The organism is Achromobacter maghribensis, from assembly GCF_057334215.1.
In genome coordinates this window covers 172,115-198,168 of the sequence record NZ_JBHFII010000005.1, presented here as the reverse complement: position 1 = coordinate 198,168, position 26,054 = coordinate 172,115, and the positions used below count along the sequence as shown (strand labels likewise).

Here is a 26,054-nt window from a genome sequence, read left to right as displayed (position 1 = left end):
GCCGCGGCACGGTCTCCAGGCGCAGGCGTAGCCCGTCCCGTACCAGGGGGTGGTCGTCGACCAGCAGGAGTCGGATGGCATCGGGGGTGTCGGTCATGCTTGGGTCGTCGCGGTAGGGGTGGCCGGCGCCGGCAGGGGCAGCCAGGCCTGCAAGGTCGTGCCTTGCGCGTTGGTATGGAAAGTCAGGTTACCGGATAGCGCGCTCATGCGTTCGCGCATGTTGCGCAGCCCGATGCCGCGCCGGGGGTCCTGCTGGACTTCGGCGAAATCGAAGCCGCGGCCATCGTCCGAAATGGTCAGGCGCAGGTCGTGCGCGCTGTACGCAAGCGTCATGTCGGCGCGCGTGGCGCCGGCATGGCGCAGGATGTTGGTCAGGGCCTCCTGGGTGACGCGGAACAACGCCGTGGCATAGGCGTCGGGCAGTTTGACCGGCCGTCCGGTGGTGCGAAGGCTGACGGCCAGCGGCGGCGCTCCGTCTGCGCTGGCGATGGCGAACTCGCGTCCCAGGTGTTCCAACGCGGCCGGCAGGCCCAGGTCGTCCAGCAAGGTGGGACGCAGGTTGTGCGAAATGCGCCGCACCTCGCCCACGGCGCTGTTCAGGCGGTCCAGCGCGCCGCCCAGCGGCCGGTCGATATGGGCCAGGGCCTGCGGTTGCTCCGGCAACGAGTGCCGCAGCCGTTCGCGCGCGGCTTCCAGCGATAGTTTGATGGACACCAGCACCTGGCTGATGCCGTCGTGCAGTTCGCGTGACAGGCGGGCGCGCTCATCTTCCTGGGAGCGCACCAATTGCTGGGCCATCAGCCGCAGCTTGGCGTCGGACTGCCGGTGGTCGCTGATGTTCAGCGCCAGCCCGCAAGCCGCCACCCCCAGGATGGCGACGGCGGCAATGCCGGCCACCCAGGCGAACATGCTGCGGATGTTGGCCTGCGCGGCGGCGTCGATACGCACCAGGGCCTGCTCCACGTCGTCCAGGTAAATGCCCGTGCCGAGCATCCAGCCCCACCGGTCCAGCACCACGACATAGCCGAGTTTCTCCACCGTCTGGTGGGTAGAGGGTTTTTCCCAAAGGTAGTGCACCACTTCGCCTTGCTGGCCGCCGCGGCGGGCGGCCGTGAGCAGGTTCTGGATGACCGCCTGGCCGCGCGTGTCGCGCAGGTTCCAGAGGTCTTGGCCGACCAGTTCCGGCTGGCGCGGGTGCATCAGGTTCTTGCCCTGCAGGTCGTAGACGAAAAAATAGCCGTCATGGCCGAATTCCATCTGCGCCAGCAGCTCCAGCGCCCGCTGGCGCGCGGCCTCGTCGTCGCCCGCCTCCTGCAAGGGCGCGACGGCGCTGTAGGCCAGGCTTACGTAGTGGCGCAGTTCGCTTTCCTTGCTGGCCAGCCAGGCGCTTTCCACAACCTGCTTTTCGCGCTGGGCCAATTGCAGGCCTTGCACGTAGACGGCCACCGCGATGGCGGCCAACGCCACCAGCAGGGGCACGGCGGCAAGCAGCAGGATTTTCAGGCGCAGCTTCATATTGTGGGGGGCAACCCGGATAAGAATTGGTGCGATGCGTCACGACGGCTTTGCCTGTAGTGCTATCGGTCGCGGTGCAGGATTTTACGGTTTTCGTCGGTTTATGTTGCGGCGCAGTGCGTAGTAACACGTACGCGGCTTGCGTAGTTCCGCGCTTGTTGGCAAGGGGGCAAAACGAAATACTAACGCCCGCGTTCAACGGACGCAGTGCGGGCGCCAGCGCGCCCGCCACCCCACAACAATGAGTCTGCCTTCCGCGGGACGAAAAAAGCGTTTCACGCCACAAGCATGGCGGGAGGCAAGAGGAGCACTTATGCATACCAGCAGTAAGGGACTGGGTCAGCACCTGGTCTGGCTGGCGGTTGCGGTACTGGGCGCGTTTGCGCTGGGCACCGTGGCGCTGGCCAGAGGCGAGACCATCAACGCGCTATGGGTGGTGATTGCCGCCGTATGCGTCTACCTGATCGCATACCGCTATTACAGCCGGTTCATCGCCAAGAACGTCTTCCAGCTGGACGCCTCGCGCATGACGCCGGCCTGGAAGCACAACGACGGCCTGGACTACGTGCCGACCAACAAGCACGTGCTGTTCGGCCACCACTTTGCCGCCATCGCGGGGGCCGGCCCCCTGGTGGGCCCGGTGCTGGCCGCCCAGATGGGTTACCTGCCTGGCATGCTGTGGATCCTGGCGGGCGTGGTGTTCGCCGGCGCCGTGCAGGACTTCACCATCCTGTTCATCTCGACGCGCCGTGACGGCCGGTCGCTGGGCGATCTGGTCAAGTCCGAACTGGGCAAGATCCCGGGCGTGATCGCGCTGTTCGGCGCCTTCATGATCATGGTGATCATCCTGGCCGTGCTGGCGCTGATCGTGGTGAAGGCGCTGACGCATTCGCCCTGGGGCACCTTCACGGTCGCGGCCACCATCCCCATCGCGCTGTTCATGGGCGTGTACCTGCGCTACATCCGTCCGGGCAAGATCGGCGAGGTCTCGGTCATCGGCTTCGTCGGCCTGATGGCTGCCATCACCTTTGGGCAGGACGTGGCCGCGCATCCGGTGCTGGGCCCGATGTTCGATTTCGATGGCAAGGGCCTGACCTGGATCCTGATCGTCTACGGTTTCATCGCCGCCGTGCTGCCCGTGTGGCTGCTGCTGGCCCCGCGCGACTACCTGTCGACCTTCCTGAAGATCGGCACCATCCTCGGCCTGGCGATCGGCATCGTGGTCGTGGCGCCGGAACTGAAGATGCCCGCGCTGACGCAGTTCGTGGACGGCACCGGCCCGGTCTGGTCGGGCAACCTGTTCCCGTTCCTGTTCATCACCATCGCCTGCGGCGCGGTATCGGGCTTCCATGCCCTGATCGCGTCGGGCACCACGCCCAAGCTGATCGAAAACGAAAGCCAGGCCCGCTATATTGGTTATGGCGGCATGCTGATGGAATCGTTCGTGGCCATCATGGCGCTGGTGGCGGCTTGCGTGATCGAGCCCGGCATCTACTACGCCATGAACAGCCCGGCGGCCGTCATCGGCACCACGCCGGACCAGGTGGCCCAGGTGGTGTCCAGCTGGGGCTTCGTGGTCACGCCGCAAGACCTGATCCAGACCGCCAAGGACGTCGGCGAAAGCACGATCATTTCGCGCGCGGGCGGGGCGCCCACGCTGGCCGTCGGCATGGCGCACATTCTGCACCAGGCCATCGGCGGTCCGGGCATGATGGCCTTCTGGTACCACTTCGCCATCTTGTTCGAAGCGCTATTCATCCTGACCGCGGTGGATGCGGGCACGCGCGCCGGCCGCTTCATGCTGCAAGACCTGCTGGGTACCTTCGCCCCGTCGCTCAAGCGCACGGACTCGTTGCCGGCCAACCTGATCGCCACCGCCTTGTGCGTGGCGGCCTGGGGCTACTTCCTGTATCAGGGCGTGGTGGACCCGCTGGGCGGCATCAACACGCTGTGGCCGCTGTTCGGCATCGCCAACCAGATGCTGGCCGCGATCGCGCTGACGCTGGGCACCGTCGTGCTGTTCAAGATGAAACGCGACCGCTACGCATGGGTCACCATCTTGCCCACGCTGTGGCTCCTGGCTTGCACGCTGACGGCCGGCTGGCAAAAGCTGTTCGACGCCGACCCGCGCGTCAGCTTCCTGGCTCACGCCGCGAAGTACAACGCGGCTATCGCCGAAGGCCGCGTGCTGGCGCCCGCCAAGTCGCTGGGCGAGATGTCGCGTGTCGTGATGAACGACTACATCAACGCCGGCCTGTGCGCCATCTTCATGTTCGTGGTGGTCAGCATCGTGGTGTTCGGCCTGAAGTCGGTGCAGCGCGCGCGCGCCGAGAACAAGCCTACCTCGCGCGAGACGCCCTACGAAACCCTGCCCGTCGCGGCGGGCGCGGACTGACCCCCAAGGAGCCGCCGCATGCTGTTTGGCAACATGAGTTCAGCCGCCGGCGCCGCCGGCCGTTACCTGGGGCAGACGCTCCGGCTGATGGTCGGCGTGCCGGACTACGAGACATATGTGGAACATATGCGGCGTACCCACCCTGACCAAGAGCCGATGACCTACGAAGCTTTCTTCCGCGAGCGCCAGGACGCGCGCTACGGGGGAAAGAAACGGATCGGCTGTTGCTAGTGGACAATGCCCCTGCGGGGGCTTTTTCTTTGGACGCGCCAGCGTCGAAAAGACCCACGCGGCGAACGACGCACTCGCTTCTACGATGCGCGCGGCCGCAGCCTTTCCGAATAAATCACCAGCGGCACCGCGCACAGCGCGCACGCGGCCATCACCATGAAGCCGCCGGGCGCGTAGCTTCGGTACAGCGCGCCGCCCAGCTGGATGCTGGCGAACATGAACACGCCGCCCGACAGCATCGCGTATAGCGCGATCGCCGATGTCTTGCATGCGGCGGGCACGTGGCGCGTGATGTACCACATGATGGCGGCGTTGTTGCCGGCCAGGGTGAAGCACTGCAGCAGCTGCAGCCCGGCGATCAACGCCGGGTCCGTCGTGGCCGACAGGCCCGCCCAGCGGATGACCGTCATCACCGCCGATGCCAGAATCAGCCATTGCGCTCCGGTCCGAGCCAGGACCTTTGGCGCCAGGAAAAAAAACAGCACTTCGCTGCCGACGCCCACCACCCACAGCAGAGAGATCAGCGCGGTCGACAGGCCGCTTGCGGTCCAGTAGAGCGTGGAATAGGAATACAGGAAGCCGTTGCTGGCCTGGACCAGCGACGCCGCCGCGATGCACATCACAAGCGGGCGGTCGCGCAGGACCGCCAGCATGGGCATCCTCACGCGCTGGGCCGGCGTCTCGTCGGCGGCGGGGCGCGCGGCTTGCGGCAGCAGCCGCACGCAAGCCAGGCAGGCGATGATCAGCAGGATAGACAGCCACATCACCCAGTCGGCATCGAACGTCTTGATCAGGTAGCCCCCGACGACGGTGATGGCGGCAAAGCCTAGCGAGCCGCAAGCCCGGATCACGGTGTAGGAATGACCCTGCGCCCGGCCGCTTGATATCGCCATCCGGTCCATCAGCGGCAGCACGGCCGGGAAGACGGCGTTCAAGAGCAGCGTGATGGCGAGCATCCAGCCGGACGTCTGCGAAAACGGATAACAGAAGAACAGCACAAGCGATGCCGCCAGCGCCAAGGCGATCAGCGCGTGTGCGCGGCCGCTCTGGTCGGCCACGTGGGCGACGACCGGCGTGGACAGGATCTTGGGCAGGAAGGAGGTGGCGACGATCAGCCCGATGACGGCGGGATCCACGCCGCGGCTGGCAAACCATAAGGGCAGGAAGGGGATGCTGACGCCCTGCAGGCCGTAATACAGGAAGTAGAACCCGTGCAACGCGATGGCGCCTTGTCTGGCGTCGGGATTGCCGCGCATAGCGATGGTGTCAATCTGGCTGATACGAAGGCGCGTAGCATACTCCTACCCGTCAGGCTCAAGCATTCAGCTTGCCGCCAGCTGACGCGGCCCATTGGCAAAGCGGATTTAGGGGATTACCCTTAGGTATCGCACACGGTTTCATCCGTGCCGCGACTGCGTACTTTCTATCATTCCAAGGAGCGGCATTTCATGGCCAAGAAATTGAATGAGAAGACCATCAAGACGCTGAAAGAGCGCCGCAAGCTTCCACTGGCAACGCCTACCGACCTGGCGGCGGCAGCCACCCGCGACATCTCCGCCGCGCTCAACCAGCTACTGGCCGACGTGTTCGCCCTGTATCTGAAAACCAAGAACTTCCACTGGCACGTAAGCGGGCCGCACTTCCGCGATTACCACCTGCTGCTTGACGAACAAGGCGACCAGCTATTCGCCATGACCGACCCCATCGCGGAACGCATCCGCAAGATCGGCGGCACGACGCTACGTTCCATCGGGCATATCTCGCGCATGCAGCGTATTTCGGACAACGACGCCGACTACGTGCAGCCGCTGGACATGCTGGCCGAATTGCGCGAAGACAACAAGGTGCTGGCGGCAGCGCTGCGCGAGGCCCACAACATCACCGACGAACACCGCGACATTGCCAGCTCGAGCCTGATCGAAAACTGGATCGACGAAACCGAACGGCGCACCTGGTTCCTGTTTGAAGCCAGCCGGCAGGGCGACTCCACGGGTCATTGAGTCCGCTTCGTTCCGTCGCAAATGAAAACCGCCCAGCCCTGACGGACTGGGCGGTTTTGCATGGCGCGGCCGCAATCTGGCAAGCGGAACAATATGCGCGTTGATCGCGCCGATCACGGCATTGCAGAAGCGGACGGACGTTGCGCCACGTGCAATGTCCCATTAATCATGCCGTTCTGTCTCAGGTTGCCGTTTTGCCGTTTTCTGCGTGGGTGTTCAGTGTAAATTCGCCAACGCTTTCACTCCCGCTGCGGTGCCAGAATGGCTGGCGTGGGGTGTCGCGTGTCCCGCAATTCGACTGACGGTAACGATCACCCATGCATTCAAAGCTACGTCGCACGGCAATCAGCGTTCTTTTTATTTCTCTTGGCATGAGCAACGCGATGGCCGCCGCAGCGGGCGATGGGTCGGATCCGGCAGTCACGGATCCGCACTTCGAATTGGCGCCGGGCTACCTGCCCAAGGAAACCTTGCCCAATAGCCTGGACCTGCTTGGGCCGCCGCCCGCCGCGGGCAGCGCCGCATTGGCTCGCGACGAAGAGGCAAGGGCGGCAACGATTGCCCTGCGAGGCTCGGCGCGCGCGCATCTGGCTCGTCTGGACGCGGACCTGCAGTTTCCGCAACCCGCCCAGCGTTTCTCTTGCGCCATGGGGGTCGATATCACCGAAGCGCAGACGCCGCACCTGTATAAGTTGATGCAGAAGGTCCTTACCGACGCCGGCCTGTCCACCTACGGTGTCAAGAACACCTATAACCGTGTGCGGCCATTCGTTGTCCATAACGAAGGCACGTGTTTCCCCGAACAAGAGACGTTGCTTCGCTCGGATGGCTCATACCCCTCGGGCCATACGGCCGCGGGTTGGGCCTGGGCGCTTGTTCTGGCCGAAATCAACCCCGAACGCGCCAATCGCCTGTTGCGGCGAGGCCTGGAGTTTGGACAAAGCCGAGTCGTATGCAACGCGCATTGGCAAAGCGATGTGGACGCGGGCCGCACGATGGGGGCGGCAACGGTTGCCCTGCTGCAAAACAACCCTGAATTTGTCGCTGACGTGGATGCCGCGCGCAAAGAAGTTCAGGCGGCCAAGGCGGGGCATGCCGCGCCGGGCCTGGACTGCGTGGCCGAGGAAGCGGCGCTTTCCGGCAAGTGATCACGACATCCGCCTGCGCGCGCCCATCAATGCCGCCGTTCCGTCGAGAAACCATGAACTTTGTTGCTTTCCCCCTGATTGCCGTAAGCATGGCATTCGGAATATCCCAGGCGGCCCTTGCCCAGGACGGCTTGCCGATCAGCCCGTTGATGCAAAAGCAGGGCGACTCGTCCGCGCAATGGCGTATCACTGCAAGCCCCTATGCCTGGGCGTCCGGAATCAAAGGGAAAGTCGGGCAATTCGGGCAAGCGCCGGCCAGACTGGATTCCAGTTTCAACGACATCCTCAGCGAGCTTGATCTGGCTTTCATGGGCGCCATCGACGCGCGCTACGAACGATTCAGCCTGATCGGGGATGTGATGTATGGAAAGCTCTCGGCAGGGGGCGACACGCAGTATGGCGTTCTGAGCCGACGCGTCGACATCACCACCACCTCGTTCTCGGGGTTTTTTGGCGCGGGCTACAGCGTGCTTGAGGGCGACAACGGCCATCTTGACGTGATGGGTGGCGGGCGGCTTTGGCACGCAAGCACCAAACTATCCTTGAAAGGCGGCGTGCTCGACGGCCGCAGCGAACGCGACAGCGCCACATGGATCGATGCGGTGGCGGGTCTGCGCGGTCAATATGCCCTGAATGATCACTGGTATCTGACCGGCTGGGGAGTTGTCGGCGCGGGGCAGGCCAGGCTTGATTGGGACGTGACGGCCGCTATTGCCTATCAGTTCAAGTCCAATTTTTCGGCGGTACTGGGCTACCGGGCGCTTGGCGTCAACTACGACCGCAATGGTTTCGTCTACAACGTCGTTCAGCAGGGGCCTATCCTGGGCCTTTCCTACCAGTTCTGAATTGGCCGACGGCTATACCGCCCGCGGGCCGTGGCGGTGCCCATGGCCGTGTGCGGAAAAATGGCTTGCCAGCAGGTTGCGGCTATCGCCGGCAGGCAAGGCCAGACGGCATTGCTCTCTGGCCTCGTCCGGCGCAACGCCAAAGCGCGCGATGAACGCCTTGCGGAATCTTGCCGAATCTCGAAAACCGAAATGCGCGGCGGTCTGGCCCACCGGATGCCTGGCATGACGAGGGTCGACAATGCGGGCATAGGCCGCATCAAGGCGTTTGCACTTGATGATGTGGGCGATGCCGCCCAACTCGGCGAAGACGCGATATAGATGGGCTCGCGACACTCTGAATCGGTGCATGAGCAGCTCGGGGCCCAGTTCAGGCTGCGCGAGGTGATGATCGATATAGGCCAGGACCCGCGCGCGCAACGCCTGGCCCAATAGCGAATCCGGCGCGTTCTGGATGGGCGCGGCGTTCGCCAGGCCCGCCGAAAGCAGGGCGGTCAGGGCCTCCAGCGCCGCCACGTCTTCGCTTGCGGACAACTGCCCCGACACGGCGTGGAAGCCGCAGAGGTAATCCTTGAGCAGGCGCGTCATCGGGTTGCCGGCCTGAAGCACCAGGCCGTGAATATCGCGGGCCCCCAATATCTTGTCGATATTGGCGCGAGGAATGGTCATGGCCAGGCGTTCTCCGGCGTCCACCCGGCATTGATAGGGTCGGGCAAGATCAATGAAGCAGATTCCACCCGCACCGGCCGTGACGTCACGGTCGTCAAAATCACCTTGAATGGACCCTGCGACCAGAACATGGACCAAATACTGATCCAGCCCGCTGCGGGCGATCGTGGCGGGGTCCCGCTTGTAACGCTGCGCATTGAAAGTCGTCGAACCCAGCGTCAATCCGCCCAGATGGCGAATCCGCATGGTGCCCTCCAACGTTGCGCCCTTGGCGGTGGAAAGCAGCGTTGTGTCGCAGAAAGGGCGCGTGACCTCGCGCCAGTACTCGTCGCGAAACGAAGACGCGATGGCTTGAGTGGAAATGAGTGTTTCAGCGCGGGTCATGCTGACGTTTTACCCTAAGTCGCATGCCTGGAGACTATTGCGTGACGCGCTGCGGCTCCGGAAAGCGCCAACTGCCATTCAGGATCTCTTCACGGGGCTGATACAGCCTGACGGTGTAGTTCCAACCGGGCATGGTGGGCAGGCAATTTTTAATTTTGCCGTCGCAGCCGCCAAACTGGATGGCGATCGAGCCGTCGGCGCTTTTTTCCGCCGTCAGGCTATTCAACGAGTAAGCGTCATAAGGGTTCTTCTGGAAGTACCCTTGGGCGTTGTAGACAATAACGGACCAGAAGCTGTTGACCGGCACCTGGCCGACGTTAAGCCGATACACGGCCCGTCCGTCATTGTCCGGGGCCGTCCAGCCCAGATACGTGGCGTCCTTGGCTGGGTTTCCACCCCAGCCCGTCGCCGTGCCGATCAGGTGCTGGATGGGGTCGACGGTGTCCTTCGTGCCGAATGCCTGGTTGTAGTTGGGGATGGTCGATCCCAGGACAAGCAGGGCATCGCGCACCGTCTTCTGGCTTGCCTGGTCCCATTTCGGCACGACGAATTCCCCCACGCGGGCCTGGCTCACGGTAATGGCATCCTGCAGCGCATGCACTTGCTGGATGTCCTTCGCGTTGGCGGGGTCGACCAATGTGCGGATCGCCACAAAAACATAACGAGTGCCGATGGCCTCTTTGGTCAGCGTATGCTTGCCAGCACCGTAAAAGACGGCCGGTACATAGTGGTCTTGGCTGACCAGCTGCATCGACATGAACCGCTTGCCGGCTTCGGGCAAGGTAATCGTGACCGCGCCGGCGTCCAGATCGAACACCGCGCCTGAATACAGGGTGTCCCGATTCATGCGGATGACATTTTGCGCATCGACGGAAACGGGCTCGCGAGTATGAACGAATCGTCCGAAGCTCCCGTCGGCTACGATTTTTGCCATGTACAGGTCAGTCTCGGCTCGAACAAAATTGCCGACGCCGACTATGGCTCCCTTCTCCGGGGAAGACTGGGCGTTCGCGGTTCCAAGCACTGCCATCGTCAAGGCGACGATGCATGAGGCCGATGAATATGACATTGACGTCCTTCAATAATATCGATTCGATTCCTCTTCCAGCACGCTAGCGTTGCTTGTGGGCGGCGTGCCCGGGCAGAGGTGTTTGCCGACGCGGACTGTACAAGAACGCCCCGCGGCAGGCTTGCCATTTGATGCCAATGATGAACGGCCGAATGCCTGGCGTTCAGCGAAGCCGAATCGGATCAGGCGCTGTTGAGTAGCCGCGCGCGGAAGCGCGAAGGGGCTTGCCCGGTCCAGCGCTTGAACGCGCGCGTGAAATGCGCGGGGTCGCTATAGCCGACCATATACGCGATTTCAGTGGCGGAGTATTTGCGCATTCCCATGAGCCGAAGCGCTTCGCTTCGACGGGTCTCGTCGTGTAGCGCTTCGAAGTCAACGCCGCTGGATTTCAAGCGCCGCTGAAGGGTGCGCGCCGACATTCCCATCTCGCGGGCGATCGAAGTGAGCTTGGCCCTGTCTTGATCGGATAGGCGTTCGATGAGCAGGCCGGCCGTATCGACCGTAGACTGCAATGCCGTCGTGATCCTGCGGGCATCGTCCTTCACCGCAAGCAAAGGGCTGTCGAGCAGATCGCGCTCGAATTCGATCATGTCATAGTCGGCGCCCAGTACGATGTTCGGCCCCAGGCAGGCCTCAAGCGCGTCGTCGCCCCTTGCCCTGGTCGCCTTCAGATGCACGCGTATGCTCGAGGCGTCGCCCGACATGAGCGGTATTTTTCGAAGCACGGCCAAGCTTCCAAGAATGAACTGGCGGGGATCGGCTTCGAGTTGTCCGGTGAAACTATGAATTAGCTTTGTGCTGCGGCCTTCCGTGACGATGTGGACTTTCCCGCCCTGGTGCAGCCATTCCGCGTGCGTGGCGGCCCTGGCGCAGGCCTGCGCGATATTGACCGAATTCAACACCATCGCGCCCCACGGGCCCAGAGAGCGTAGTTCCGTCAGCTGGCCGACATGGGCGCCGCCGAACGGGTCCTGCGCGATGCTGGCCATTTCGTTTGAAATGCGAAAGCACGTGGAGCGCGGAAGCCAGATATCGGGATTTTGAAATATGTTCGGCGATATGCCGAGGCGCTGGAAGAACTCAAGAGCGGACACGCCCCGACTTGCCAGATAAGGAGCCATCTGCAAAAAACTGCGAAGTTTGATGGATGGCGTTGGGTGCGAAATGGCTTCAGACACAGAGACTAGAACGGCCCGCTTGAGGTGAATGCGTGGCAGAATTTACACCGTGGCTTTTGCGAACAAATGCGAGAATCTTCCTGCTGAGACAAATCGCCGCAAATCATGAGACATTTGCGGCGATCCGGGCTTGGGGCCAGCAGATTTTCGGACTACGTCAGGGCTTGATGTTGCTGATCTTCGAGCCTTCAAGGCCCATGCCGGCCATCAGGCCTTGGGCGCCAAATGGCACGGCAAAGACATCCTGCGTCAAGGTGGTGGTGGACAGGCTAGATGCGGTGGATTTGTCCCACAGCACGAGGCTGGGGCCGCTGCCCAACGCCCAGCCATCACTTTGGTCCAGATAGTTCAGCGATTTCTGGTTCATGAAAAACAACGCATAGCCAAAGGTCTGCGCGCCGGCCTGCAAGCCTAGCGACATGGCGGAAATATCGTAATAGGCGATCGGTTCCTTGCCCTTGAATAACGCGCCTTGCCCATGCTCGCCTCCTACGATGAGGCCGGCTTTGTAGATCTTGGGAAAGACCAGAACCGCCACGGCTTTGTCGCCCAGTTCTTTCGTACCGGGTTCAACCGCATAAAGATGTTGAAGGGCTTTGGCGGAGTCTTGGCGAATTTGCTGGGCGCTGTCCGCCCATGCCATGCCGGGCATACCCGTTACGCTGACAAGCGTCAGCAGGCCCGTTGCCAGGCCGCGGGACAACCGGCTGCGGAAACGCTTTAGGTAGTTGGGGTTTGCCATTTTCGGGTATTTCCTTTGCGTTGATTACGCGTTGCGTGGTCTAACGCGGCAGGAGTATTCAGATCGAGCCTACGCTTGTCAATAGACGAGAGCAGGCGTGCCGTCGCCCCGTTTTATGCGCGGTTGAAGGCCATTTTTTATTTGGCGCAAAATGGCAAGACGTCGTTCACGCATTGCCCTAATCTGGCCTCGACCACAGGGCATGGAAGACGTCATGAGACAACTTGCAGCTGACAAGGCCAACCTTTCGCTGCACGATGCATTGGCCAATGCATCGGCGCGCGGGGAGCTGTTTCTGCAGTACCAGCCCATTGTCGACGCGGCATTGAAAATCATCGGTATGGAGGCGTTGATGCGCTGGAACTCGACAGAGTACGGTCAGATTCCGCCTGCGCGATTCGTGCCGCTTGCCGAGCGAAGCGGCGCCATTATCTATATGGGAGCCTGGGCGTTGCACGAGGGCTGCCAGCAACTGGAGCAATGGTCCAGAATGCCCACGGCTTCCGAATGGACGTTGAGCGTGAATGTCAGCGCGCATCAATTCCGCGAAGCAGATTTCGTTGATGACGTCGTGCATCTGGTGCAAAGGTATGGAATTGCGCCGGGCCGGCTGATTTTGGAAGTCACGGAGAACGTGTTTCTGGATTCGAACGCGAGCCGCCAACAGAAGGGATTTCAACGGCTCCGAGAGGCGGGCGTTGGCATTGCGGTAGACGATTTCGGCACCGGCTTTTCGTCGATGTGCTACCTGAGGAATTTGTCGGTGTCTCAAATCAAGATCGACAAGACCTTTATCGATGACGTTGCCGTCAGCAAGAAAGACCAGGGGATTGTCGGGGCCATCCTGATGTTGGCGCGGGCGCTGGATGTGGATGTGGTCGCCGAAGGCGTCGAAACGCCAGAGCAACTGGCCTATCTGAAAGGGGTGGGTTGTTCGGCCTTTCAAGGCTATCTGTTTGGACGGCCGGGCGACGTTTCAGCATTCTTGTGATGCATGCCGTTCCGCTGCGGCCGATGGACCCGCTTAACAATCCTTGACGTCGAATTCCAGTTCGCGTAGCCTTTTTAACCGAACGGTATAAAAGGAGCCGCCAGCATGGAATTCAACGGCAAGGTCGCCCTCGTCACGGGGGGCACGCGGGGCATCGGCGCGGCTATTGTCCGGTGGTTGGCGCACAGGGGCGCGGATGTTGCCTTTACCTATGCAAAGTCGGATCAGGCCGCCAAAGGCCTTGCCGAGCAGCTGGCGGTGACGGGCAGCAAGGTCCTGGCCATTAAGGCGGATAGCCGAGATCCCGCCGCCGTCCGCGAGGCGGTCGCGCAGACCGCCCGGGAACTGGGCGGGCTGGACATACTCGTCAATAGTGCCGGCGTATTCCCTGCGGGTCCCATCGAGGACGCCACGCTTGAAGAGATCGACGACACGTTGGCGATCCACGCCAGGGCGGTCTTCGTGGCTTCGCAAGCTGCGCTTGCCTACATGGGCGCCGGCGGCCGCATTATTTCCATCGGTTCCTGCTTTGCCCAGCGCGTGCCCTATGGCGGCGTGACGCTCTACGCAATGAGCAAATCCGCGCTGATCGGGTTCACCAAGGGCCTTGCGCGCGAGGTAGGCAGCCGCGGTATCACGGTCAACATTGTCGATCCGGGATCGACCGACACCGATATGAATCCTGCCGACGGTCCCACGGTTTCCGCGGAGCTGGAACTCATGGCAATCAAGCGCTATGCCGCGCCGGACGAGATCGCGGCCGCCGTCGGATACCTTGCGGGGCAGGACAGCCGATTCATCACCGGCGCGTCGCTCGCCATCGACGGCGGCTTCACGGCGTAGCATCGCCGGCGGACGCCGTGGGGTGACGTTGACGCAATCGCAGTGAAGAACAAATGAGGACGTAGATGGCTTGGGCACTATTGATTCTGGCTGGCGCGCTTGAAATCGTCTGGGCATTGGCGCTTAAGCAGGCAGACGGTTTGACGAAATTCTGGCCAAGCCTGATCGGCATCAGCGTGGCCATGCTTAGCCTCGTGCTGCTCGGTTTGGCGTTGAAGGATCTGCCGGTAGGCACCGCGTATGCCATTTGGGTCGGCATCGGAGCTTTCGGTGTGGCCGTATTCGGAACCGTAGTGCTAGGCGAGCACATGTCGTTGGCCAAGATGTTGTTCCTGGGGCTGATCGGGGTCGGGGTAGCGGGTCTGCGGATGATTGAATCATGAGTGCCGGCAGCAAACCCAAATCAACGCCCGTCGCGAAAATCGGGCGCCCAAGAGCCTTTGATCGAGACAGCGCGCTGCTTGCCGCCATGCGGACGTTCTGGACGCAAGGCTATGAGGGCACGTCGGTCCAGGATCTGGTCAGCGCCATGGGCGTCAACAAGCCCAGCCTTTATTCAACCTTCGGTTGCAAGGAAGAGATCTTTCGAGAGGCGGTGGAACTGTACGACCGCGTCGAAGGACGGGCGACGTCACAGAGTCTTAGCCAAGCGCAAACCGCCCGCGAAGCGGTCGAAACCATGTTGCGGTCGAATGCAAGCGCCTATGCGGTGGACGAAGGGCCGCGCGGGTGCATGATTGTGTTGTCATCGTTGCTGGGCGCGCCCGAAAACGACAGCGTCCGCGCGTTTCTTGCCGACAACCGATTGAAGGGAGAAAAGGAGTTAAGGGATCGCCTTGCGCGCGGCATTGCGCAAGGAGACCTTTTGGCTTCGGCAGACGTCGATCAGCTTGCCGCCTTTTACACCACCGTGCTTGAAGGGCTCTCCATCCAGGCCCGTGACGGCGCCTCGGCCAAGAAACTCAACATGATTATCGACGCCGCAATGCTGGCGTGGCCGACCGCTTAGCGGACTACGGCTGAACCACCATACAGGCGCCAAAACCGGGACCGAAACCGACGCTTGTGGCAGTGGCGACGGCGGAAACGATGGCCGACATCAAAACGCAAAGTACCAGTGGCACCAAGAAGCACGCCGCTTCGGGACTCATGCACAATCAAGGTCTTTCGCATCTGGATAAGGGTAACCATGACCAAGCAAGGGCACAGCAAACTGGAAATCAGACGCTTATCACCGGCCGAATGGGGCGACGCATACCCTGCCATCGCGCAACTCCGATCGCTGGACGAGGCGGAGTTCATGGCGCGGGTTCGCCGCCAGTCCTATTCGGGCTATGAGTTGGTGGCTGCCTTTCGGGACGGGAAGATTATCGGCGTGCTGGGCATGCGGCCAGTCCACACCTTGGCACGTGGCGCGCATCTGCATGTTGATGACCTTGTCGTCGACGCCGCGGTGCGGGGCAGCGGCGCCGGCCGCGCCTTGATGGAGTATGCCGAAAGCGATGCGCGTGCGCGTGGAATGACGGCCGTGTTTCTTGACGCGCGGCGGGATGCCGTTGCGTTCTACGAGCGAGAGCACTATCTGCTGCATCCCGCACCTTCAATGAAGAAGGTTCTGGCGTCATGAGGGACGGCCTCTGATGCTAATGGTTACATAGATTCATGAGCGGCTAACAGCGAATAAGGCATATTGCCTGCGCTGCGTCGGCAGCAACGTCGCCGGGTGGCCACTGTGGCCGGGCGGCACGCAACCTGATTCCCGCAGACCTGATCCGTTTAACGCCTTGGAGACCTGAATTGCCGATTTTCAAGCAAGCCCACGCCGTTGTGTCCCGTAACCGTAAGGCCATCCTGATGGCTGCCGCGCTGACTTTGAGCAGCGGCGCCGCCCTCGCGCAGCAGGCCGCGCCGGGGCAAATGCCGAACATGGCTGCGTTGAGCGGCCAGATGCATGCCGCCGCCGAGTATTGCAATGCCTACACGGCCGCGCAGCTGGAACAGATGAAGCAACAGCAAAAGACCGCGGCAGGCGCTCATGGCATGGCCGCCACGGACTTCGACACCGCGTTCTCGCAGTCATACACCAAGGCCCGCGGACAACTGGGTGGGCTGAGCGCGGCGGACAAGGAAAAGACCTGCGCGCAACTCAAAGCCATGTCGGCGGCCTACCCGAAATAGCAGGGTGGGCGCGGGGATGGATCTTACGCCGCCCGGTGACGAACCGCGTTGGCAAGGTCCGCGATCGGCGCCAGCAAGCCCCGATCGAATGTCTCATGCGCTTGCCCGGCGCGCAGCCTTGCCGGCCAATCGGCATGCGTAAGCGCGCCACGGCCAAGCGAGACAAAGTCGGCCTCTTGCCGGGCGATCATCCCGTCGGCTTCTGCCGCATCATGCAGCGACCCGTTCGCCAACACCGGCACCGAAACGTGGCGCTTCGCCAGCGCGGCAAGGCTGGGGCCGACCGTGCCGAAGGCGGGACGCCAGGCCTCGAATTCGGTGGTGTGAAGGTAGTCGACAGGCTGCTTGCCGAGCGTGCCGAAGATCTGTGCCGCGTCGGCCTCGCCACCCTCCCATTTGTGCGTGAAGTCGTTGACCTTGCCCTGCGAGACGCGCACGCCCACCACGAAATGCGCCGACGTCGCGCGTCGCACCGCCTGGATGACGTCCACTGTCAGACGCAGGCGGTTTTCCACGCTGCCGCCGTAGCGGTCGGTGCGCAGGTTGGTGTGGGCCGTAAGGAACTGGTCCAGCAGATATCCGTTGGCGCCGTGTATTTCGACGCCGTCGAATCCGGCCTCCTGGGCCCTGCGCGCCGCTTGCGCGAAGCCGTCGATGGCCTCGGCGATGTCATCGGCCGACATGGCGTCGGGCATGCGGTAAGGTCCTTCGCCCCGATAGAAGGCCATCTGCTGCCCGATCGGCAGCACGGCCGAGGGGCCTTTCGTCGAGCCCCGATGGGGATTGCCTTGCGACAGCGCGCCGGCATGCATCAGTTGCGCGACAATGCGCCCGCCGTGCCGATGCACCCGGTCCACCACGGTTTGCCACGCATCGCGTTGCCCGTCGTCGGCCAAGCCAGGCTGGAAAAGGTAGCCCTGCGCATGGGCCTTGTCCGTGTAGATGCCTTCCGTGATCACCATGCCGAAGCCGCCCGCCGCGAAGGCTTCGTAGTAATCGGCCATCTGCGCGGTGACGCGGCCTTCCGCCGTCGCGCTGACGCGGGTCATGGGTGCCACCGCCAGACGGTTGGGCAAGTGCAGTTCCTGTCCCAGGCGCAACGGCGCGAATAACGTGGCGTGCGCGGTCTGCGCATCGCCCGCCGGGCGATCAATTTGCGTGCTCATGTCAACGGTCCTCCGTTTGGCGGACGGCCGCGATGGCTTCGATCTCGATCATTGCGGCGGGGTCGTACAGCGCCTTGATCTCGGCAATCGTGTCGGCTGGGTAGGGGGCTGAAAAGAAGCGGCGACGCAAGGCCACCACGTCCTGGAAATGCCCCATATCCGTCACGAAGATGGTGACTTTGATCACGTCCTTCAGGCTGGAGCCGCCGGCTTCCAGCGCGCGGCGCAAGTTCGAGAAGGCTTGCTCGCCTTGAGCAAGAAAGCCGCCTTCGACGATCTTTCCGTCATCGGCGGCGCCTGCCTGGCCCGAGATGAAAAGCAGGTCTCCGAAGCGGACGCCTTGCGACAACAGGAAAGGGGCGTAATTGTCGGGTTGGGTGATGACACGTTCTAGCATGGTGCGAATTCCTTCACTTATCGTTGGTCGGAGGACAGAGCGGAAAATCGTCTGTCCATGCCCTCAATGTAGGAATTCGCGGCGCGTGTGACAAAGGTTCATTTGTCAGCTATAAGAAGAGAATATTTCATCTATATGCCGGGACCGCTCATGCAACGCCGATTTCTTCCGCTTTCTGCGCTTCGGGCATTCGAAGCCGCCGCGCGCCTGGGCAGTTTCAAGGCCGCCGCCAGCGAACTGGCGGTGACGCCGACCGCCGTCAGCCACCAGATCCGGGCGCTGGAGGCGCAGATCGGGCTGGTTCTGTTTGATCGCCAAGTGCGCAAGGTGTCGCTAAGCAATGCGGGCACGCAGCTGTATCCGGTGCTGCGTGACGGGTTCGACGCGTTTGAGGCGACGCTGGCCAAGTTGATGCAGCAGCCAACGCGCAACCAGGTCAGCATCTCGGCGACGAATGCCTTTACCGTGAAGTGGCTGGTGCCACGCATGAGCGATTTCCGCAGCCGGCATCCCGGTATCGACTTGCAGTTGCAGGCAAGCGACGACCTTGTCGATCTGCGCTCGACGGCGGTCGACATCGCGATTCGTTACGGCCGGGGGCCGTATCCCGGCCTGATCACCGAGCCGCTGTTCACCGACCGCTTCGCGCCCGTGGCCAATCCGCGTCTGGGCGTGGTGTCGGCGGACGACCTGGCTCGCGTGCCGTTGATCCGTTTCGACTGGAAACGTCCTCAGCCCGACAACCCGACCTGGGAACGTTGGTGCACGGTCGCAGGGCGGCCCCTGCCGCCAGAAGCGGGTCAACTTCGATTTTCCGACGAAGGCCATGCCATACAGGCGGCCGTCGCGGGCCATGGCATTGCGCTGGTCAGCCTGGCGCTGATCGCCGACGAACTGGAAGCGGGCCATCTGGTGCAGCCCTTCGGACCCGCGATCGACGGGCACACCTACCATTTGGCCAGACACGCCGATCGCCCGCCTTCGGCGCCCGTCCAGGCGGTGGCGCAGTGGTTGCGTGCGCAGGCGGCGGGAGGCTGACCCGCTACGGCAGTCGCAGCGGCCAGACCTCAACGACACCGTGCGCGACCGCGCAGGGGGTTCGCGACACCATGTCTATGGCCTCGGCCAGGTTGGCCGCTTCGATGATGGCAAAGCCCGCCACCGGCAAGGGGGATTTCATGAAGGCCTGGTGCGTGGTTTCGACCCCGCCGGCTTCGGGATTGCGCACCTGCACGGGTTGGCCTGCAATGCCCATCAGCACGCCGTCTTTCTGCAGCGTGGCGTCGTGCGCATGGGCGGCATCGCGAATGGCGGCCGGGGTGCGGTCGTAACCTGCCTGGTCGCCATATCCGATCGTTACGAACTTTGGCATGGTCGGTCTCCTTGAGAGGGTTGAAAAATCCGTCGCCGGCCTTGTCCCTCTGCCCGAGGCCGGCGTGTCAGCCGTGCTTGCCGAAGCCCCCGCTGGCCCAGTCCGAGGCGCGCTGAACGGTCAGCTTGTAGGTCGGCGCGACATGGGTTTCGGCCAGTTGCTCGCCGAATTCGTCGTAGGCGCTTAGCACGGCATAGGGCTCGTCTTCGTCGGGCACGATATCCAGCTTCACCGTCAGGCGGCCGGCGGCGGCGTCGATCTTCACGCTTTTGTGCAGCGTCGCATGCAATTGCTGTTCATGGCGGCGCAGGACTTCGTTGGCGGTTTTGACCAAGGTGAAGAAGGCAGGGGAGTCGAGCGGCTTGGGGTTCTTTTTGTCACGGCCCATGGTCCATGGGCCCACCAGGGCCGGCTCGGCTTGTCCGTCCAGGGTCATTTCGACAGCCCAACCGTCATCGTCCTCGTTCTTGATGATCCGGGCGGTCCAGCCGTCATCGCGCCAAAGCCTGGCCTCTTGTTCCTTTCGGTCTTCGGGCATGCCAGTCTCGGGTATGCGGGTGTCATTCACTGCGGTAGTTCTCCTGGATTCGGTGGCGTGCGGCCCCATGGCCTGGCGGCCCTGAAGGTTGCACTGTAGCCCGGCGCTTGCGGGAATTCCGCGGGCCCTGGTGGCTTGCAGGACAATTTTGGCATAACCGCAGGCGGCCGGCGCCTGGCGCCTATAGCTTATCCAGGCGGGCGGGGTCGAATTCCCAGCGATGCGTCGAGTCAGCCGTGCATTGAATGACGGTCTTGATATGTTGCTTGGGGCCCACGTCCTTGAGCTTGACCTCTCCGTTACATACCGGGCAGTCTCCGCTCAAGGTGGTGAGATAGACGCGCCCCGATGGATCGGATTCGACGTTCATCAGATCCGCAAGCCGGACAAAACCATTCCGAATCAGTCGATAACCGATAAAGCACGCGAATCCGCTGGGGATGACCAGCCAGAACCACCAGACGCCCCATCTGAAAGCCATTTCGCCAAGCGTCGCCATCAGGCCGGCCGCGCCCACTGCCGCGAGCCAGCGCTGCTTCAGGGCGCGGCCGCCCAACGCAATGGGAATGACGCTTGTGCGAACGAGCGCGGGCCGGCTCCAGCCGCCATCCCCGGACGCGGGTGCCTGATACGCGGGCGCCACAATGGGATCCGGATCGGTGTTGAAACCGCCGGGCTCCGGCGTCTTCCCGGGCTGGGAAAGGCCGGACAGGGTCCTTTGGCATTCGTCGCAAAGACGGCCGCGGCCACGATGCGCGGCCCCACAGGTTTGGCAATGCACGTGCGCTCCCTCGCGAATGATTGCAACGGCCGAAAGGATACAACCATTGACGGTTCGGGGCCGGCGTGCGCCGCCCAGCGCCCCGCGCGCCACGCAGCCAAGGCGGAATTCGCGACCGTTTGCCGTGCTACGCTTTTGCCGACCCAAGGCTTCAGCCCGACGACATGATGAAACCCATGCGTGTTCGACGAATGCTCCTGGCGCTTGCCACGTTGGCGCTGGCGCCCGTGTCCGGCACCCAGGCCGCTGCCACGGCGGCAGCGTGGACACCGGCCGGCCCGACGGCATGCAGCTTCTCGGGTTGGACCGGCAGCCAGAAGCCGATGATCCGGGTGTATGCGACGCCGTCCACCAAGGCCGAGGTATTGGGTGGCCTGCCGACGACTCCGGGAGATGATCCGGATCCCGAAATCGACTACTACCCCGTCACGTTCGATGTGACCGAGGCGCGCGACGGGTGGCTGAAGATCAAGGGCGCCAGCGATGCGATGACCGGTAGTGACGAGAGCTGGCCGCGGCCCGTATATCGCGGCGAGGGCTGGATCGAAGCGGGCGATGCGCAGGTCGGCATCCAATCGGCGCGGGGCTACGCCCGTCCGGACGCGGGCAGCGAGCGGTTGCTGGATCTGGGCAGCGACTGGCTGACGGAGCGCGCCGCGTTGCAAGGTATCGTCGCCTGCAAGGGCGAGTGGCTGTTGCTGGACTACGAAATGCGCAACAGCGCCAAGTGGGAGCCGCTTGCTCCCAAGGACCGCGCCCGGGGGCGGGCGTGGTTTCGGGGCATCTGCGCATCGGCGGAGACAACCTGCGACATGCGGTCAGTGGACCAATAACAGGCGCGCCAGCGGCCGGCCGCCTGCGGCACAAGGCCGCCTCCGACCATTCCCCGGTCCAAGCTGCCCGATCAGAACCGGTAGCGCACGTCGAGCGTGCCGGTGTTCTGGCGGTTGCCGTCGCCAAATTGTCCGCCGTACGCGACCCCGACCGTGGTGCGTTTGCTGACCTCGATTCCCACGGCGAGTTCGACCACGGCCGCATCCCGCGCGACGGGCGCGCCAGTCACCGTGAACGAATCGCCGCCCTGGACGAAGCTCAGCGCGCTAGCCGGATTCACGTCGCCGAAGGCATGGCGCCACCCCAATGTGCCGCGCGCATAGCCGCGCGCGCCCGCGCTATCGAAGCGGTTCAGCGCATGCAGCCCAAGGGTCGTGGTGGTGACGTCGTTGCGGCTGCTTTGTCCACGCAGCGCCGCGTCGCCGCCCGATTCCGAGAAGCCACGCGTGCGCATATCGCTATAGTTCGCCGCGGCAAAGGGTTCCAGGGTGAGATGGTCATTTACCGCTGCGGCGTAGCCCAGTTCGGTGAAGAACTGGCTGGTGCGGTCGGCCGGGATCGCCACTATGCCGCGCATTGTAAGAAGTCAAAAGATCGGGAAGAATCAGGGTATTCCGAAAATTGGCATTGAAGCGATGACCCTTCAACAGTCAGGTGAAACAGCGGCCACGGCCATGAACCCGAACATGCGGAGGCAAGGCGCGGTCGTTCCCAGCGAAAGGCGCAAGAGGAACATTGCCATCATGGCGAGCGCTCTTGCGATTTCTGGGGTGTTGGTTCCTTTGCTGATTGCCAGCCACCTTGCTCGCGAGCAGGCGGAAGAAGCGCAGGTCCTGCGTTTGAACCTGGTAGCGGGAAAGGTGGCGGAAAGGGCCAATATTGCGCTTTCGCAAGCACGCAATGCTCTCGATACGCTAACAATCGTTGATGAGCAGCCCTGTCACGACGATCACGTGACACTGATGCGGCGATTGACGCTCAATACACTGTCGATCGAAGAGATCACCTATAACGATGGCACGGTCGCGTGCACCACCTGGCGTGACAGCACGCCGCTCTTGCCGGAATCCAGCTTTGAACTGACACCGGATACGCGCGCTTTCGTCGGCGCGCGCTCGGCGATATCTGGCGCCGCGCCGATGCTGGGTATACAGCGGGCCCCTTACCTGGTCTTAATCAATCTGAGCCGATTCACGGATATCCAGAATCCGCACGCAATTCAAACGGCATTCATGCGAGTGAACGGACCTGTTCTTGCCGTATCGCCGGGCGCCAATACAGATGCTCTGCTGGCCACCCTGCAGACGGGCGTCCAGGATCCCGCGCTGCTTGCCAGTTCGGTGGAATTTGGCGGATGGCGGGCCACGGCGGCGGGCCCTCATGAAAGCCCCGAGGAACTCTGGCATCAACGCTTGTTGTTGTTTCCGCTCGGCGCGCTTTTCTCCGGCCTGATCGTTTGGCTGATTTATAAGCTGTCGCGAGCCAGGCTTTCTCAGGAAGCCGAGTTGCTCCTGGCGCTGAAACAGCGCGAATTTTTTGTGAATTATCAACCCATCATCGAGCTCGCGACAGGGAAGTGCGCGGGGGCCGAGGCCCTGGTCCGCTGGCGCAGGCCAGACGGCGAGATCATCGCGCCTGACAACTTCATCCCGTTGGCGGAAAAATGTGGGCTCATCAGTGCTATCAGTATGGAAGTCATCCGCCAGGCAATGGACGACCTTGCCGCGCTGCTGACGGCCAACCCCGGATTGCACCTTGCAATTAACTTTTCGGCCATTGATCTTTCGTCGACGCAAATACTGGATTGCCTTAGCGAAAAGCTTGCGCAGTCTAAAATTGGGGCTGGCCAGATATGGATCGAATTGACCGAGCGGGATTCAATAGACCCACAAAGCGTATCGATTCTGGAACTCGCACGGTCTCGAGGCTTCGGAATCGCCATCGACGACTTCGGCACCGGCTATAGCAGCCTCGCCTACCTGAATCGATTGCCGGCGCATACCCTGAAGATTGATCGGGCGTTCGTCCACACCATCGAAACCGATTCGGTCAGCGCGCAGGTGCTGCCGCACATCATCGAGCTTGCGCATAGCCACAGTTTTCTTATCGTCGCCGAGGGAGTGGAGACTCCCATCCAGGCCGCGTACCTGCGTGCCAAGGGAGTCCAGTATGCTCAAGGGTGGCTGTTTTCCAGGCCGTTGTCTGCTGCGGATTTCTTGAAGTTCGTTGGCAGCAATCCGGACACAGCCTTCCTTGCTTAACCCTCCTTCACACCGTCCTCGCAATCCCAGGAGAAATCATGAGATTGATCGCTTTGCCCCTCGTCTGTTGCGTCCTGCTCGCGGCTTGCGCGCAACCTCGCACCAACGCGTCCGTTCCGGCGGCCGCCGTGACACCAGATTCCGCCATTGCGGCATGCAAAAGCGCCCTGGCACTCAAGCAATCCGTCAATCCCGTCATGGTCTTACCCATGAGTTCGGCGGCAATTCCCGGTGGCCGTGAAGTGTTCTTGAGCCTGAATGGCAAGCAATGGCTTTGCGCGACCGACGCTTATGGGAATGTCGGCCGCCTGGAGGCGCGCGGAGGATAATTCGTTTTGCACGGTGCTTTCGCAGGCGGTGCCGATGGTATGGGCTGCGCAAACCGCTACGCTTTCCCGCGCCGTGCAGCGCCCGCCATGTTGTCGGCCTGCCACTCGCTTATCCCTGCCAGGCGGTGGCCGCCACGCCGGCGGCCAGCAGCAGGCACAGCGGTGAAAACACCCGCGTGTCCAGCCGGGCGAAGGGCTCGCCACCCAGCCGCTTGAACAACCCCACGTAGCGGAAGTCACCAATGGCTCGTCCCAGCAGCGCCAGCGCCAGCGCAGCAGCGGCCCAGCGTAGCCAGGTCGGCGCGACAGGGGCGCCGGGGAAGCCTGCATTGACCGCCACCAATCCGGCAAACCCCATCAAGGCCAGACCCACGACGAATGTCCCCACGGCCGACGGCCGAAACAGCGGCTTGCCGTCTTTGACCGGCAAGGCAATCAGGTAGGCCACCCGGCCCCCCAGTGCCCAATAGATATGCCACAGCGACAGCACGATGAACACGCCACAGGTCAAGGCGGCAATGATGGCTTGCATGATGATTCCGGAAAGTTGGCACCGGCGTGATTGTGCCCCGGATTTACGCAGTAGGGTCGCGGCTTGCGGCGGTCAGCCCTTCCGTTTGCGGGTCTTGCTCTCCAGGTAGTGTTCGCCCCAGGACTTCATCGCTTCCAGCGTCGGAGCCAGCGTGGCGCCCAGCGCCGTCAGCGTGTATTCCACCCGTGGAGGCACTTCGGCAAAGACTTCACGGCTGACAATGCCGCTGGCCTCAAGTTCGCGCAGCTGCAACGTCAACGAGCGCTGCGTGACGCCGCCGATCAGCTTTTTCAGTTCGCCGAAACGCTTGGTTCCGCCAAGCAGGTAGTGAATGATCAACGGCTTCCATTTGCCGCCCGCGATGTGGACGGTGATTTCCACCGCGCATTGGTATTGATCGAGCTTGCCAGCCGCCATGACACTGCCTCCGTTCGGATTGAGGCCCAATAGTATAGTTTTTATCCTTAGGTATAAAGAGTGTGCCTACTTGTAAAAAAGACACTGGATTTTGATAATGCCGCCTTACGGAAGCTTGCCTTCCATGTCGGAGAAAAATCCATGAAAGCCGCTTTTTACGAACGCCAGGGCCCCGCGCATGAGGTGCTTTGCGTCGCTGAAGTTCCCGATCCCCAACCCGGCCCCGGAGAAGTCCGGGTGCGGGTGCACGCGTCGGGGCTGAACCCGACGGACCTCAAGGCCCGCACGGGGTTCTCCGCCGCGATGCCGTTCCCGCGCGTCATCCCGCACCAGGACGGCGCGGGCGTCATCGATGCGGTGGGCGATCCGAAAGAGGCGGGCCGGGTGGGCCAGCGGGTATGGATCTATGAGGCGCAGTACGGCAGGCCGACGGGAACCGCGGCTGACTATGTCGTGGTGCCGTCGGCGCAAGCCGTGCCACTGCCTGATAACGTGACGTTCGAGGTCGGGGCGTCACTCGGCATCCCGGCCTTGACGGCCCATCGCTGTCTCTTCGCCGATGGCGACATCCGGGGCAGGAATGTACTGGTGCAGGGCGGAGCGGGCGTGGTCGGCACTGCTGCCATCCTCTTGGCAAAGTGGGCGGGCGCGTGGGTCGCCGCCACCGTCATGAATGAAGAGCAAGCCGCCGTCGCCCGCGCGGCCGGCGCGGATCTGGTGTTGGACCGTCTGAATGACGATGTTGCCGCAGCCGTCAACGCACGCACGGGCAACGCAGGCGTGGACCGTATCGTCGACGTCAACGTGAAGGCGAACCTGGATATTGACCTTGCATGCCTGGCGCCCGGGGGTGTCATCAGTTCCTACGCGATGACGCATGCCGCCGATGCGCTGACATTGCCGCTGTTAAACGCGATGGTGCATGGATGCGTGCTGCGCTTCGTGTTTATCTATTCGGTGCCCGTGGCGGCGAAAATCGAGGCGATCAGGGACATCAACGCCTGCCTGGCCAGTGGCAAGTATGCCCCCCATATCGGGATGAGGGTGCCGCTGGAGAAAATTGCCGACGCCCATCTCGCGCTTGAATCGGCATCCGTCGTGGGCAAGGTACTCGTCGTGTTGTGAGTTGCTGCCTTGCAGCATGGTCTTTGGTCAAAATGCGCCCGAAAAGGGGGGCTATTGGACCGCTCGTCATCGCCTATTCTGATCGTAGAATCTGGCTGATGATCAGGGAGGATC

The 26,054-nt window shown here is 62.6% G+C and carries 30 protein-coding genes; 16 read left to right on the top strand and 14 right to left on the bottom strand.

Annotated features, from left to right (window positions below; genetic code table 11):
* Nucleotides 1-93: 93 nt before the first annotated feature.
* Nucleotides 94-1,515 (bottom strand): cache domain-containing protein, encoded by a 1,422-nt coding sequence (locus tag ACE039_RS02435; RefSeq protein WP_485821598.1) that lies wholly within the window; start codon nt 1,513-1,515, stop codon nt 94-96.
* Nucleotides 1,516-1,828: 313 nt separating this feature from the next.
* Here ACE039_RS02435 and ACE039_RS02430 point away from each other — a divergent pair, with 313 nt between their 5' ends.
* Both ACE039_RS02430 and ACE039_RS02425 read left to right on the top strand, forming a co-directional pair.
* The gene (locus ACE039_RS02430; protein ID WP_105557151.1) at nt 1,829-3,910 is read left to right on the top strand and encodes a carbon starvation CstA family protein; all 2,082 of its coding nucleotides are present in this window, start codon (nt 1,829-1,831) and stop codon (nt 3,908-3,910) included.
* Nucleotides 3,911-3,928: 18 nt separating this feature from the next.
* Nucleotides 3,929-4,141, top strand: a complete 213-nt coding sequence (locus ACE039_RS02425; protein ID WP_085946884.1) for a YbdD/YjiX family protein — start codon at nt 3,929-3,931, stop codon at nt 4,139-4,141.
* An 80-nt stretch (nt 4,142-4,221) separates the two neighbouring features.
* Here the strand turns inward: ACE039_RS02425 and ACE039_RS02420 are convergent, their stop codons facing one another.
* Nucleotides 4,222-5,397 (bottom strand): MFS transporter, encoded by a 1,176-nt coding sequence (locus ACE039_RS02420; protein ID WP_485821597.1) that lies wholly within the window; start codon nt 5,395-5,397, stop codon nt 4,222-4,224.
* A gap of 192 nt (nt 5,398-5,589) precedes the next feature.
* On the opposite strand from ACE039_RS02420, the gene ACE039_RS02415 reads away from it, so the two are divergent.
* The 3 genes from ACE039_RS02415 to ACE039_RS02405 all read left to right on the top strand — a co-directional run bounded on the left by ACE039_RS02415 (nt 5,590) and on the right by ACE039_RS02405 (nt 8,134).
* On the top strand, nt 5,590-6,141 hold the full coding sequence (locus ACE039_RS02415) for a Dps family protein (protein ID WP_169270342.1): 552 nt from the start codon (nt 5,590-5,592) through the stop codon (nt 6,139-6,141).
* Between the two features lie 383 nt (nt 6,142-6,524).
* Entirely contained in the window at nt 6,525-7,289 is a 765-nt protein-coding gene (locus tag ACE039_RS02410) for an acid phosphatase (protein WP_485821596.1), read from the top strand.
* A gap of 53 nt (nt 7,290-7,342) precedes the next feature.
* Nucleotides 7,343-8,134, top strand: a complete 792-nt coding sequence (locus ACE039_RS02405) for a hypothetical protein (RefSeq protein WP_485821595.1) — start codon at nt 7,343-7,345, stop codon at nt 8,132-8,134.
* Between the two features lie 12 nt (nt 8,135-8,146).
* Here ACE039_RS02405 and ACE039_RS02400 read toward each other — a convergent pair whose 3' ends face one another.
* The 4 genes from ACE039_RS02400 to ACE039_RS02385 form a co-directional block, all read right to left on the bottom strand.
* Nucleotides 8,147-9,187 (bottom strand): AraC-like ligand-binding domain-containing protein, encoded by a 1,041-nt coding sequence (locus tag ACE039_RS02400; RefSeq protein ID WP_485821594.1) that lies wholly within the window; start codon nt 9,185-9,187, stop codon nt 8,147-8,149.
* A 34-nt stretch (nt 9,188-9,221) separates the two neighbouring features.
* Complete coding sequence (locus ACE039_RS02395) at nt 9,222-10,256, bottom strand: DUF1254 domain-containing protein (RefSeq protein ID WP_485821593.1); 1,035 nt, start codon at nt 10,254-10,256, stop codon at nt 9,222-9,224.
* A 182-nt stretch (nt 10,257-10,438) separates the two neighbouring features.
* Nucleotides 10,439-11,434, bottom strand: a complete 996-nt coding sequence (locus tag ACE039_RS02390; RefSeq protein ID WP_485821592.1) for an AraC family transcriptional regulator — start codon at nt 11,432-11,434, stop codon at nt 10,439-10,441.
* A gap of 157 nt (nt 11,435-11,591) precedes the next feature.
* Nucleotides 11,592-12,176 carry a lipid-binding SYLF domain-containing protein gene (locus tag ACE039_RS02385; protein ID WP_485821591.1) on the bottom strand — a complete coding sequence of 195 codons (585 nt, stop codon included), beginning with the start codon at nt 12,174-12,176 and terminating at the stop codon, nt 11,592-11,594.
* Between the two features lie 214 nt (nt 12,177-12,390).
* Between ACE039_RS02385 and ACE039_RS02380 the strand changes: the two genes are divergently transcribed.
* The 6 genes from ACE039_RS02380 to ACE039_RS02355 all read left to right on the top strand — a co-directional run bounded on the left by ACE039_RS02380 (nt 12,391) and on the right by ACE039_RS02355 (nt 16,188).
* A complete protein-coding gene (locus ACE039_RS02380) occupies nt 12,391-13,167 on the top strand; it encodes a putative bifunctional diguanylate cyclase/phosphodiesterase (RefSeq protein WP_485821590.1) in 777 nt (258 codons plus the stop codon).
* A 105-nt stretch (nt 13,168-13,272) separates the two neighbouring features.
* On the top strand, nt 13,273-14,010 hold the full coding sequence (locus ACE039_RS02375) for a 3-oxoacyl-ACP reductase family protein (RefSeq protein ID WP_485821589.1): 738 nt from the start codon (nt 13,273-13,275) through the stop codon (nt 14,008-14,010).
* A gap of 65 nt (nt 14,011-14,075) precedes the next feature.
* On the top strand, nt 14,076-14,393 hold the full coding sequence (locus ACE039_RS02370) for a DMT family transporter (RefSeq protein WP_313460435.1): 318 nt from the start codon (nt 14,076-14,078) through the stop codon (nt 14,391-14,393).
* Entirely contained in the window at nt 14,390-15,019 is a 630-nt protein-coding gene (locus ACE039_RS02365; protein ID WP_485821588.1) for a TetR/AcrR family transcriptional regulator, read from the top strand. The genes ACE039_RS02370 and ACE039_RS02365 overlap by 4 nt, the downstream gene beginning before the upstream one ends.
* Nucleotides 15,020-15,199: 180 nt before the next feature.
* Complete coding sequence (locus ACE039_RS02360; RefSeq protein WP_448711002.1) at nt 15,200-15,637, top strand: GNAT family N-acetyltransferase; 438 nt, start codon at nt 15,200-15,202, stop codon at nt 15,635-15,637.
* A gap of 170 nt (nt 15,638-15,807) precedes the next feature.
* On the top strand, nt 15,808-16,188 hold the full coding sequence (locus ACE039_RS02355; protein WP_313460430.1) for a hypothetical protein: 381 nt from the start codon (nt 15,808-15,810) through the stop codon (nt 16,186-16,188).
* A 23-nt stretch (nt 16,189-16,211) separates the two neighbouring features.
* Here the strand turns inward: ACE039_RS02355 and ACE039_RS02350 are convergent, their stop codons facing one another.
* Together ACE039_RS02350 and ACE039_RS02345 are read right to left on the bottom strand one after the other, a co-directional pair.
* Nucleotides 16,212-17,354 carry an NADH:flavin oxidoreductase gene (locus ACE039_RS02350; protein WP_448711000.1) on the bottom strand — a complete coding sequence of 381 codons (1,143 nt, stop codon included), beginning with the start codon at nt 17,352-17,354 and terminating at the stop codon, nt 16,212-16,214.
* A 1-nt stretch (nt 17,355) separates the two neighbouring features.
* Entirely contained in the window at nt 17,356-17,751 is a 396-nt protein-coding gene (locus ACE039_RS02345) for a RidA family protein (RefSeq protein ID WP_485821587.1), read from the bottom strand.
* 150 nt (nt 17,752-17,901) lie between these two features.
* Between ACE039_RS02345 and ACE039_RS02340 the strand changes: the two genes are divergently transcribed.
* Nucleotides 17,902-18,789, top strand: coding sequence for a LysR substrate-binding domain-containing protein (locus ACE039_RS02340; RefSeq protein ID WP_485821586.1), 888 nt, complete (start codon nt 17,902-17,904; stop codon nt 18,787-18,789).
* A gap of 4 nt (nt 18,790-18,793) precedes the next feature.
* Here the strand turns inward: ACE039_RS02340 and ACE039_RS02335 are convergent, their stop codons facing one another.
* The 3 genes from ACE039_RS02335 to ACE039_RS02325 all read right to left on the bottom strand — a co-directional run bounded on the left by ACE039_RS02335 (nt 18,794) and on the right by ACE039_RS02325 (nt 20,442).
* Nucleotides 18,794-19,123 (bottom strand): YciI family protein, encoded by a 330-nt coding sequence (locus ACE039_RS02335; RefSeq protein ID WP_485821585.1) that lies wholly within the window; start codon nt 19,121-19,123, stop codon nt 18,794-18,796.
* 67 nt (nt 19,124-19,190) lie between these two features.
* Nucleotides 19,191-19,691, bottom strand: coding sequence for a hypothetical protein (locus ACE039_RS02330; protein ID WP_105557172.1), 501 nt, complete (start codon nt 19,689-19,691; stop codon nt 19,191-19,193).
* A 151-nt stretch (nt 19,692-19,842) separates the two neighbouring features.
* Nucleotides 19,843-20,442, bottom strand: a complete 600-nt coding sequence (locus ACE039_RS02325; RefSeq protein ID WP_485821584.1) for an ECF transporter S component family protein — start codon at nt 20,440-20,442, stop codon at nt 19,843-19,845.
* Nucleotides 20,443-20,618: 176 nt separating this feature from the next.
* On the opposite strand from ACE039_RS02325, the gene ACE039_RS02320 reads away from it, so the two are divergent.
* Entirely contained in the window at nt 20,619-21,275 is a 657-nt protein-coding gene (locus tag ACE039_RS02320) for a hypothetical protein (RefSeq protein ID WP_485821583.1), read from the top strand.
* Nucleotides 21,276-21,346: 71 nt separating this feature from the next.
* On the opposite strand, the gene ACE039_RS02315 is transcribed toward ACE039_RS02320, so the two are convergent.
* A complete protein-coding gene (locus ACE039_RS02315; protein WP_485821582.1) occupies nt 21,347-21,841 on the bottom strand; it encodes an autotransporter outer membrane beta-barrel domain-containing protein in 495 nt (164 codons plus the stop codon).
* A gap of 1 nt (nt 21,842) precedes the next feature.
* On the opposite strand from ACE039_RS02315, the gene ACE039_RS02310 reads away from it, so the two are divergent.
* Together ACE039_RS02310 and ACE039_RS02305 are read left to right on the top strand one after the other, a co-directional pair.
* On the top strand, nt 21,843-23,537 hold the full coding sequence (locus ACE039_RS02310) for an EAL domain-containing protein (protein ID WP_485821581.1): 1,695 nt from the start codon (nt 21,843-21,845) through the stop codon (nt 23,535-23,537).
* 44 nt (nt 23,538-23,581) lie between these two features.
* Complete coding sequence (locus ACE039_RS02305; protein ID WP_448710986.1) at nt 23,582-23,866, top strand: hypothetical protein; 285 nt, start codon at nt 23,582-23,584, stop codon at nt 23,864-23,866.
* Between the two features lie 109 nt (nt 23,867-23,975).
* Here ACE039_RS02305 and ACE039_RS02300 read toward each other — a convergent pair whose 3' ends face one another.
* Together ACE039_RS02300 and ACE039_RS02295 are read right to left on the bottom strand one after the other, a co-directional pair.
* Entirely contained in the window at nt 23,976-24,398 is a 423-nt protein-coding gene (locus tag ACE039_RS02300) for a DUF3995 domain-containing protein (protein WP_448710984.1), read from the bottom strand.
* 72 nt (nt 24,399-24,470) lie between these two features.
* Nucleotides 24,471-24,815, bottom strand: a complete 345-nt coding sequence (locus tag ACE039_RS02295) for a winged helix-turn-helix transcriptional regulator (protein ID WP_485821580.1) — start codon at nt 24,813-24,815, stop codon at nt 24,471-24,473.
* 60 nt (nt 24,816-24,875) lie between these two features.
* Here ACE039_RS02295 and ACE039_RS02290 point away from each other — a divergent pair, with 60 nt between their 5' ends.
* The gene (locus ACE039_RS02290; RefSeq protein ID WP_485821579.1) at nt 24,876-25,940 is read left to right on the top strand and encodes an NADPH:quinone reductase; all 1,065 of its coding nucleotides are present in this window, start codon (nt 24,876-24,878) and stop codon (nt 25,938-25,940) included.
* Nucleotides 25,941-26,054: the final 114 nt, after the last annotated feature.

What these genes read in the sequence shown, in the direction of transcription:
- ACE039_RS02300 (WP_448710984.1), bottom strand. Translation starts at nt 24,398, where the DNA reads ATGCAAGCCATCATTGCCGCCTTGACCTGTGGCGTGTTCATCGTGCTG.
- ACE039_RS02340 (WP_485821586.1), top strand. Translation starts at nt 17,902, where the DNA reads ATGCAACGCCGATTTCTTCCGCTTTCTGCGCTTCGGGCATTCGAAGCC.
- ACE039_RS02430 (WP_105557151.1), top strand. Translation starts at nt 1,829, where the DNA reads ATGCATACCAGCAGTAAGGGACTGGGTCAGCACCTGGTCTGGCTGGCG.
- ACE039_RS02425 (WP_085946884.1), top strand. Translation starts at nt 3,929, where the DNA reads ATGCTGTTTGGCAACATGAGTTCAGCCGCCGGCGCCGCCGGCCGTTAC.
- ACE039_RS02375 (WP_485821589.1), top strand. Translation starts at nt 13,273, where the DNA reads ATGGAATTCAACGGCAAGGTCGCCCTCGTCACGGGGGGCACGCGGGGC.
- ACE039_RS02410 (WP_485821596.1), top strand. Translation starts at nt 6,525, where the DNA reads ATGGCCGCCGCAGCGGGCGATGGGTCGGATCCGGCAGTCACGGATCCG.
- ACE039_RS02405 (WP_485821595.1), top strand. Translation starts at nt 7,343, where the DNA reads ATGAACTTTGTTGCTTTCCCCCTGATTGCCGTAAGCATGGCATTCGGA.
- ACE039_RS02320 (WP_485821583.1), top strand. Translation starts at nt 20,619, where the DNA reads ATGCGTGTTCGACGAATGCTCCTGGCGCTTGCCACGTTGGCGCTGGCG.
- ACE039_RS02385 (WP_485821591.1), bottom strand. Translation starts at nt 12,176, where the DNA reads ATGGCAAACCCCAACTACCTAAAGCGTTTCCGCAGCCGGTTGTCCCGC.
- ACE039_RS02360 (WP_448711002.1), top strand. Translation starts at nt 15,200, where the DNA reads ATGACCAAGCAAGGGCACAGCAAACTGGAAATCAGACGCTTATCACCG.
- ACE039_RS02400 (WP_485821594.1), bottom strand. Translation starts at nt 9,187, where the DNA reads ATGACCCGCGCTGAAACACTCATTTCCACTCAAGCCATCGCGTCTTCG.
- ACE039_RS02370 (WP_313460435.1), top strand. Translation starts at nt 14,076, where the DNA reads ATGGCTTGGGCACTATTGATTCTGGCTGGCGCGCTTGAAATCGTCTGG.
- ACE039_RS02310 (WP_485821581.1), top strand. Translation starts at nt 21,843, where the DNA reads ATGCCGCGCATTGTAAGAAGTCAAAAGATCGGGAAGAATCAGGGTATT.
- ACE039_RS02420 (WP_485821597.1), bottom strand. Translation starts at nt 5,397, where the DNA reads ATGCGCGGCAATCCCGACGCCAGACAAGGCGCCATCGCGTTGCACGGG.
- ACE039_RS02345 (WP_485821587.1), bottom strand. Translation starts at nt 17,751, where the DNA reads ATGCTAGAACGTGTCATCACCCAACCCGACAATTACGCCCCTTTCCTG.
- ACE039_RS02415 (WP_169270342.1), top strand. Translation starts at nt 5,590, where the DNA reads ATGGCCAAGAAATTGAATGAGAAGACCATCAAGACGCTGAAAGAGCGC.
- ACE039_RS02295 (WP_485821580.1), bottom strand. Translation starts at nt 24,815, where the DNA reads ATGGCGGCTGGCAAGCTCGATCAATACCAATGCGCGGTGGAAATCACC.
- ACE039_RS02380 (WP_485821590.1), top strand. Translation starts at nt 12,391, where the DNA reads ATGAGACAACTTGCAGCTGACAAGGCCAACCTTTCGCTGCACGATGCA.
- ACE039_RS02350 (WP_448711000.1), bottom strand. Translation starts at nt 17,354, where the DNA reads ATGAGCACGCAAATTGATCGCCCGGCGGGCGATGCGCAGACCGCGCAC.
- ACE039_RS02395 (WP_485821593.1), bottom strand. Translation starts at nt 10,256, where the DNA reads ATGTCATATTCATCGGCCTCATGCATCGTCGCCTTGACGATGGCAGTG.
- ACE039_RS02365 (WP_485821588.1), top strand. Translation starts at nt 14,390, where the DNA reads ATGAGTGCCGGCAGCAAACCCAAATCAACGCCCGTCGCGAAAATCGGG.
- ACE039_RS02435 (WP_485821598.1), bottom strand. Translation starts at nt 1,515, where the DNA reads ATGAAGCTGCGCCTGAAAATCCTGCTGCTTGCCGCCGTGCCCCTGCTG.
- ACE039_RS02335 (WP_485821585.1), bottom strand. Translation starts at nt 19,123, where the DNA reads ATGCCAAAGTTCGTAACGATCGGATATGGCGACCAGGCAGGTTACGAC.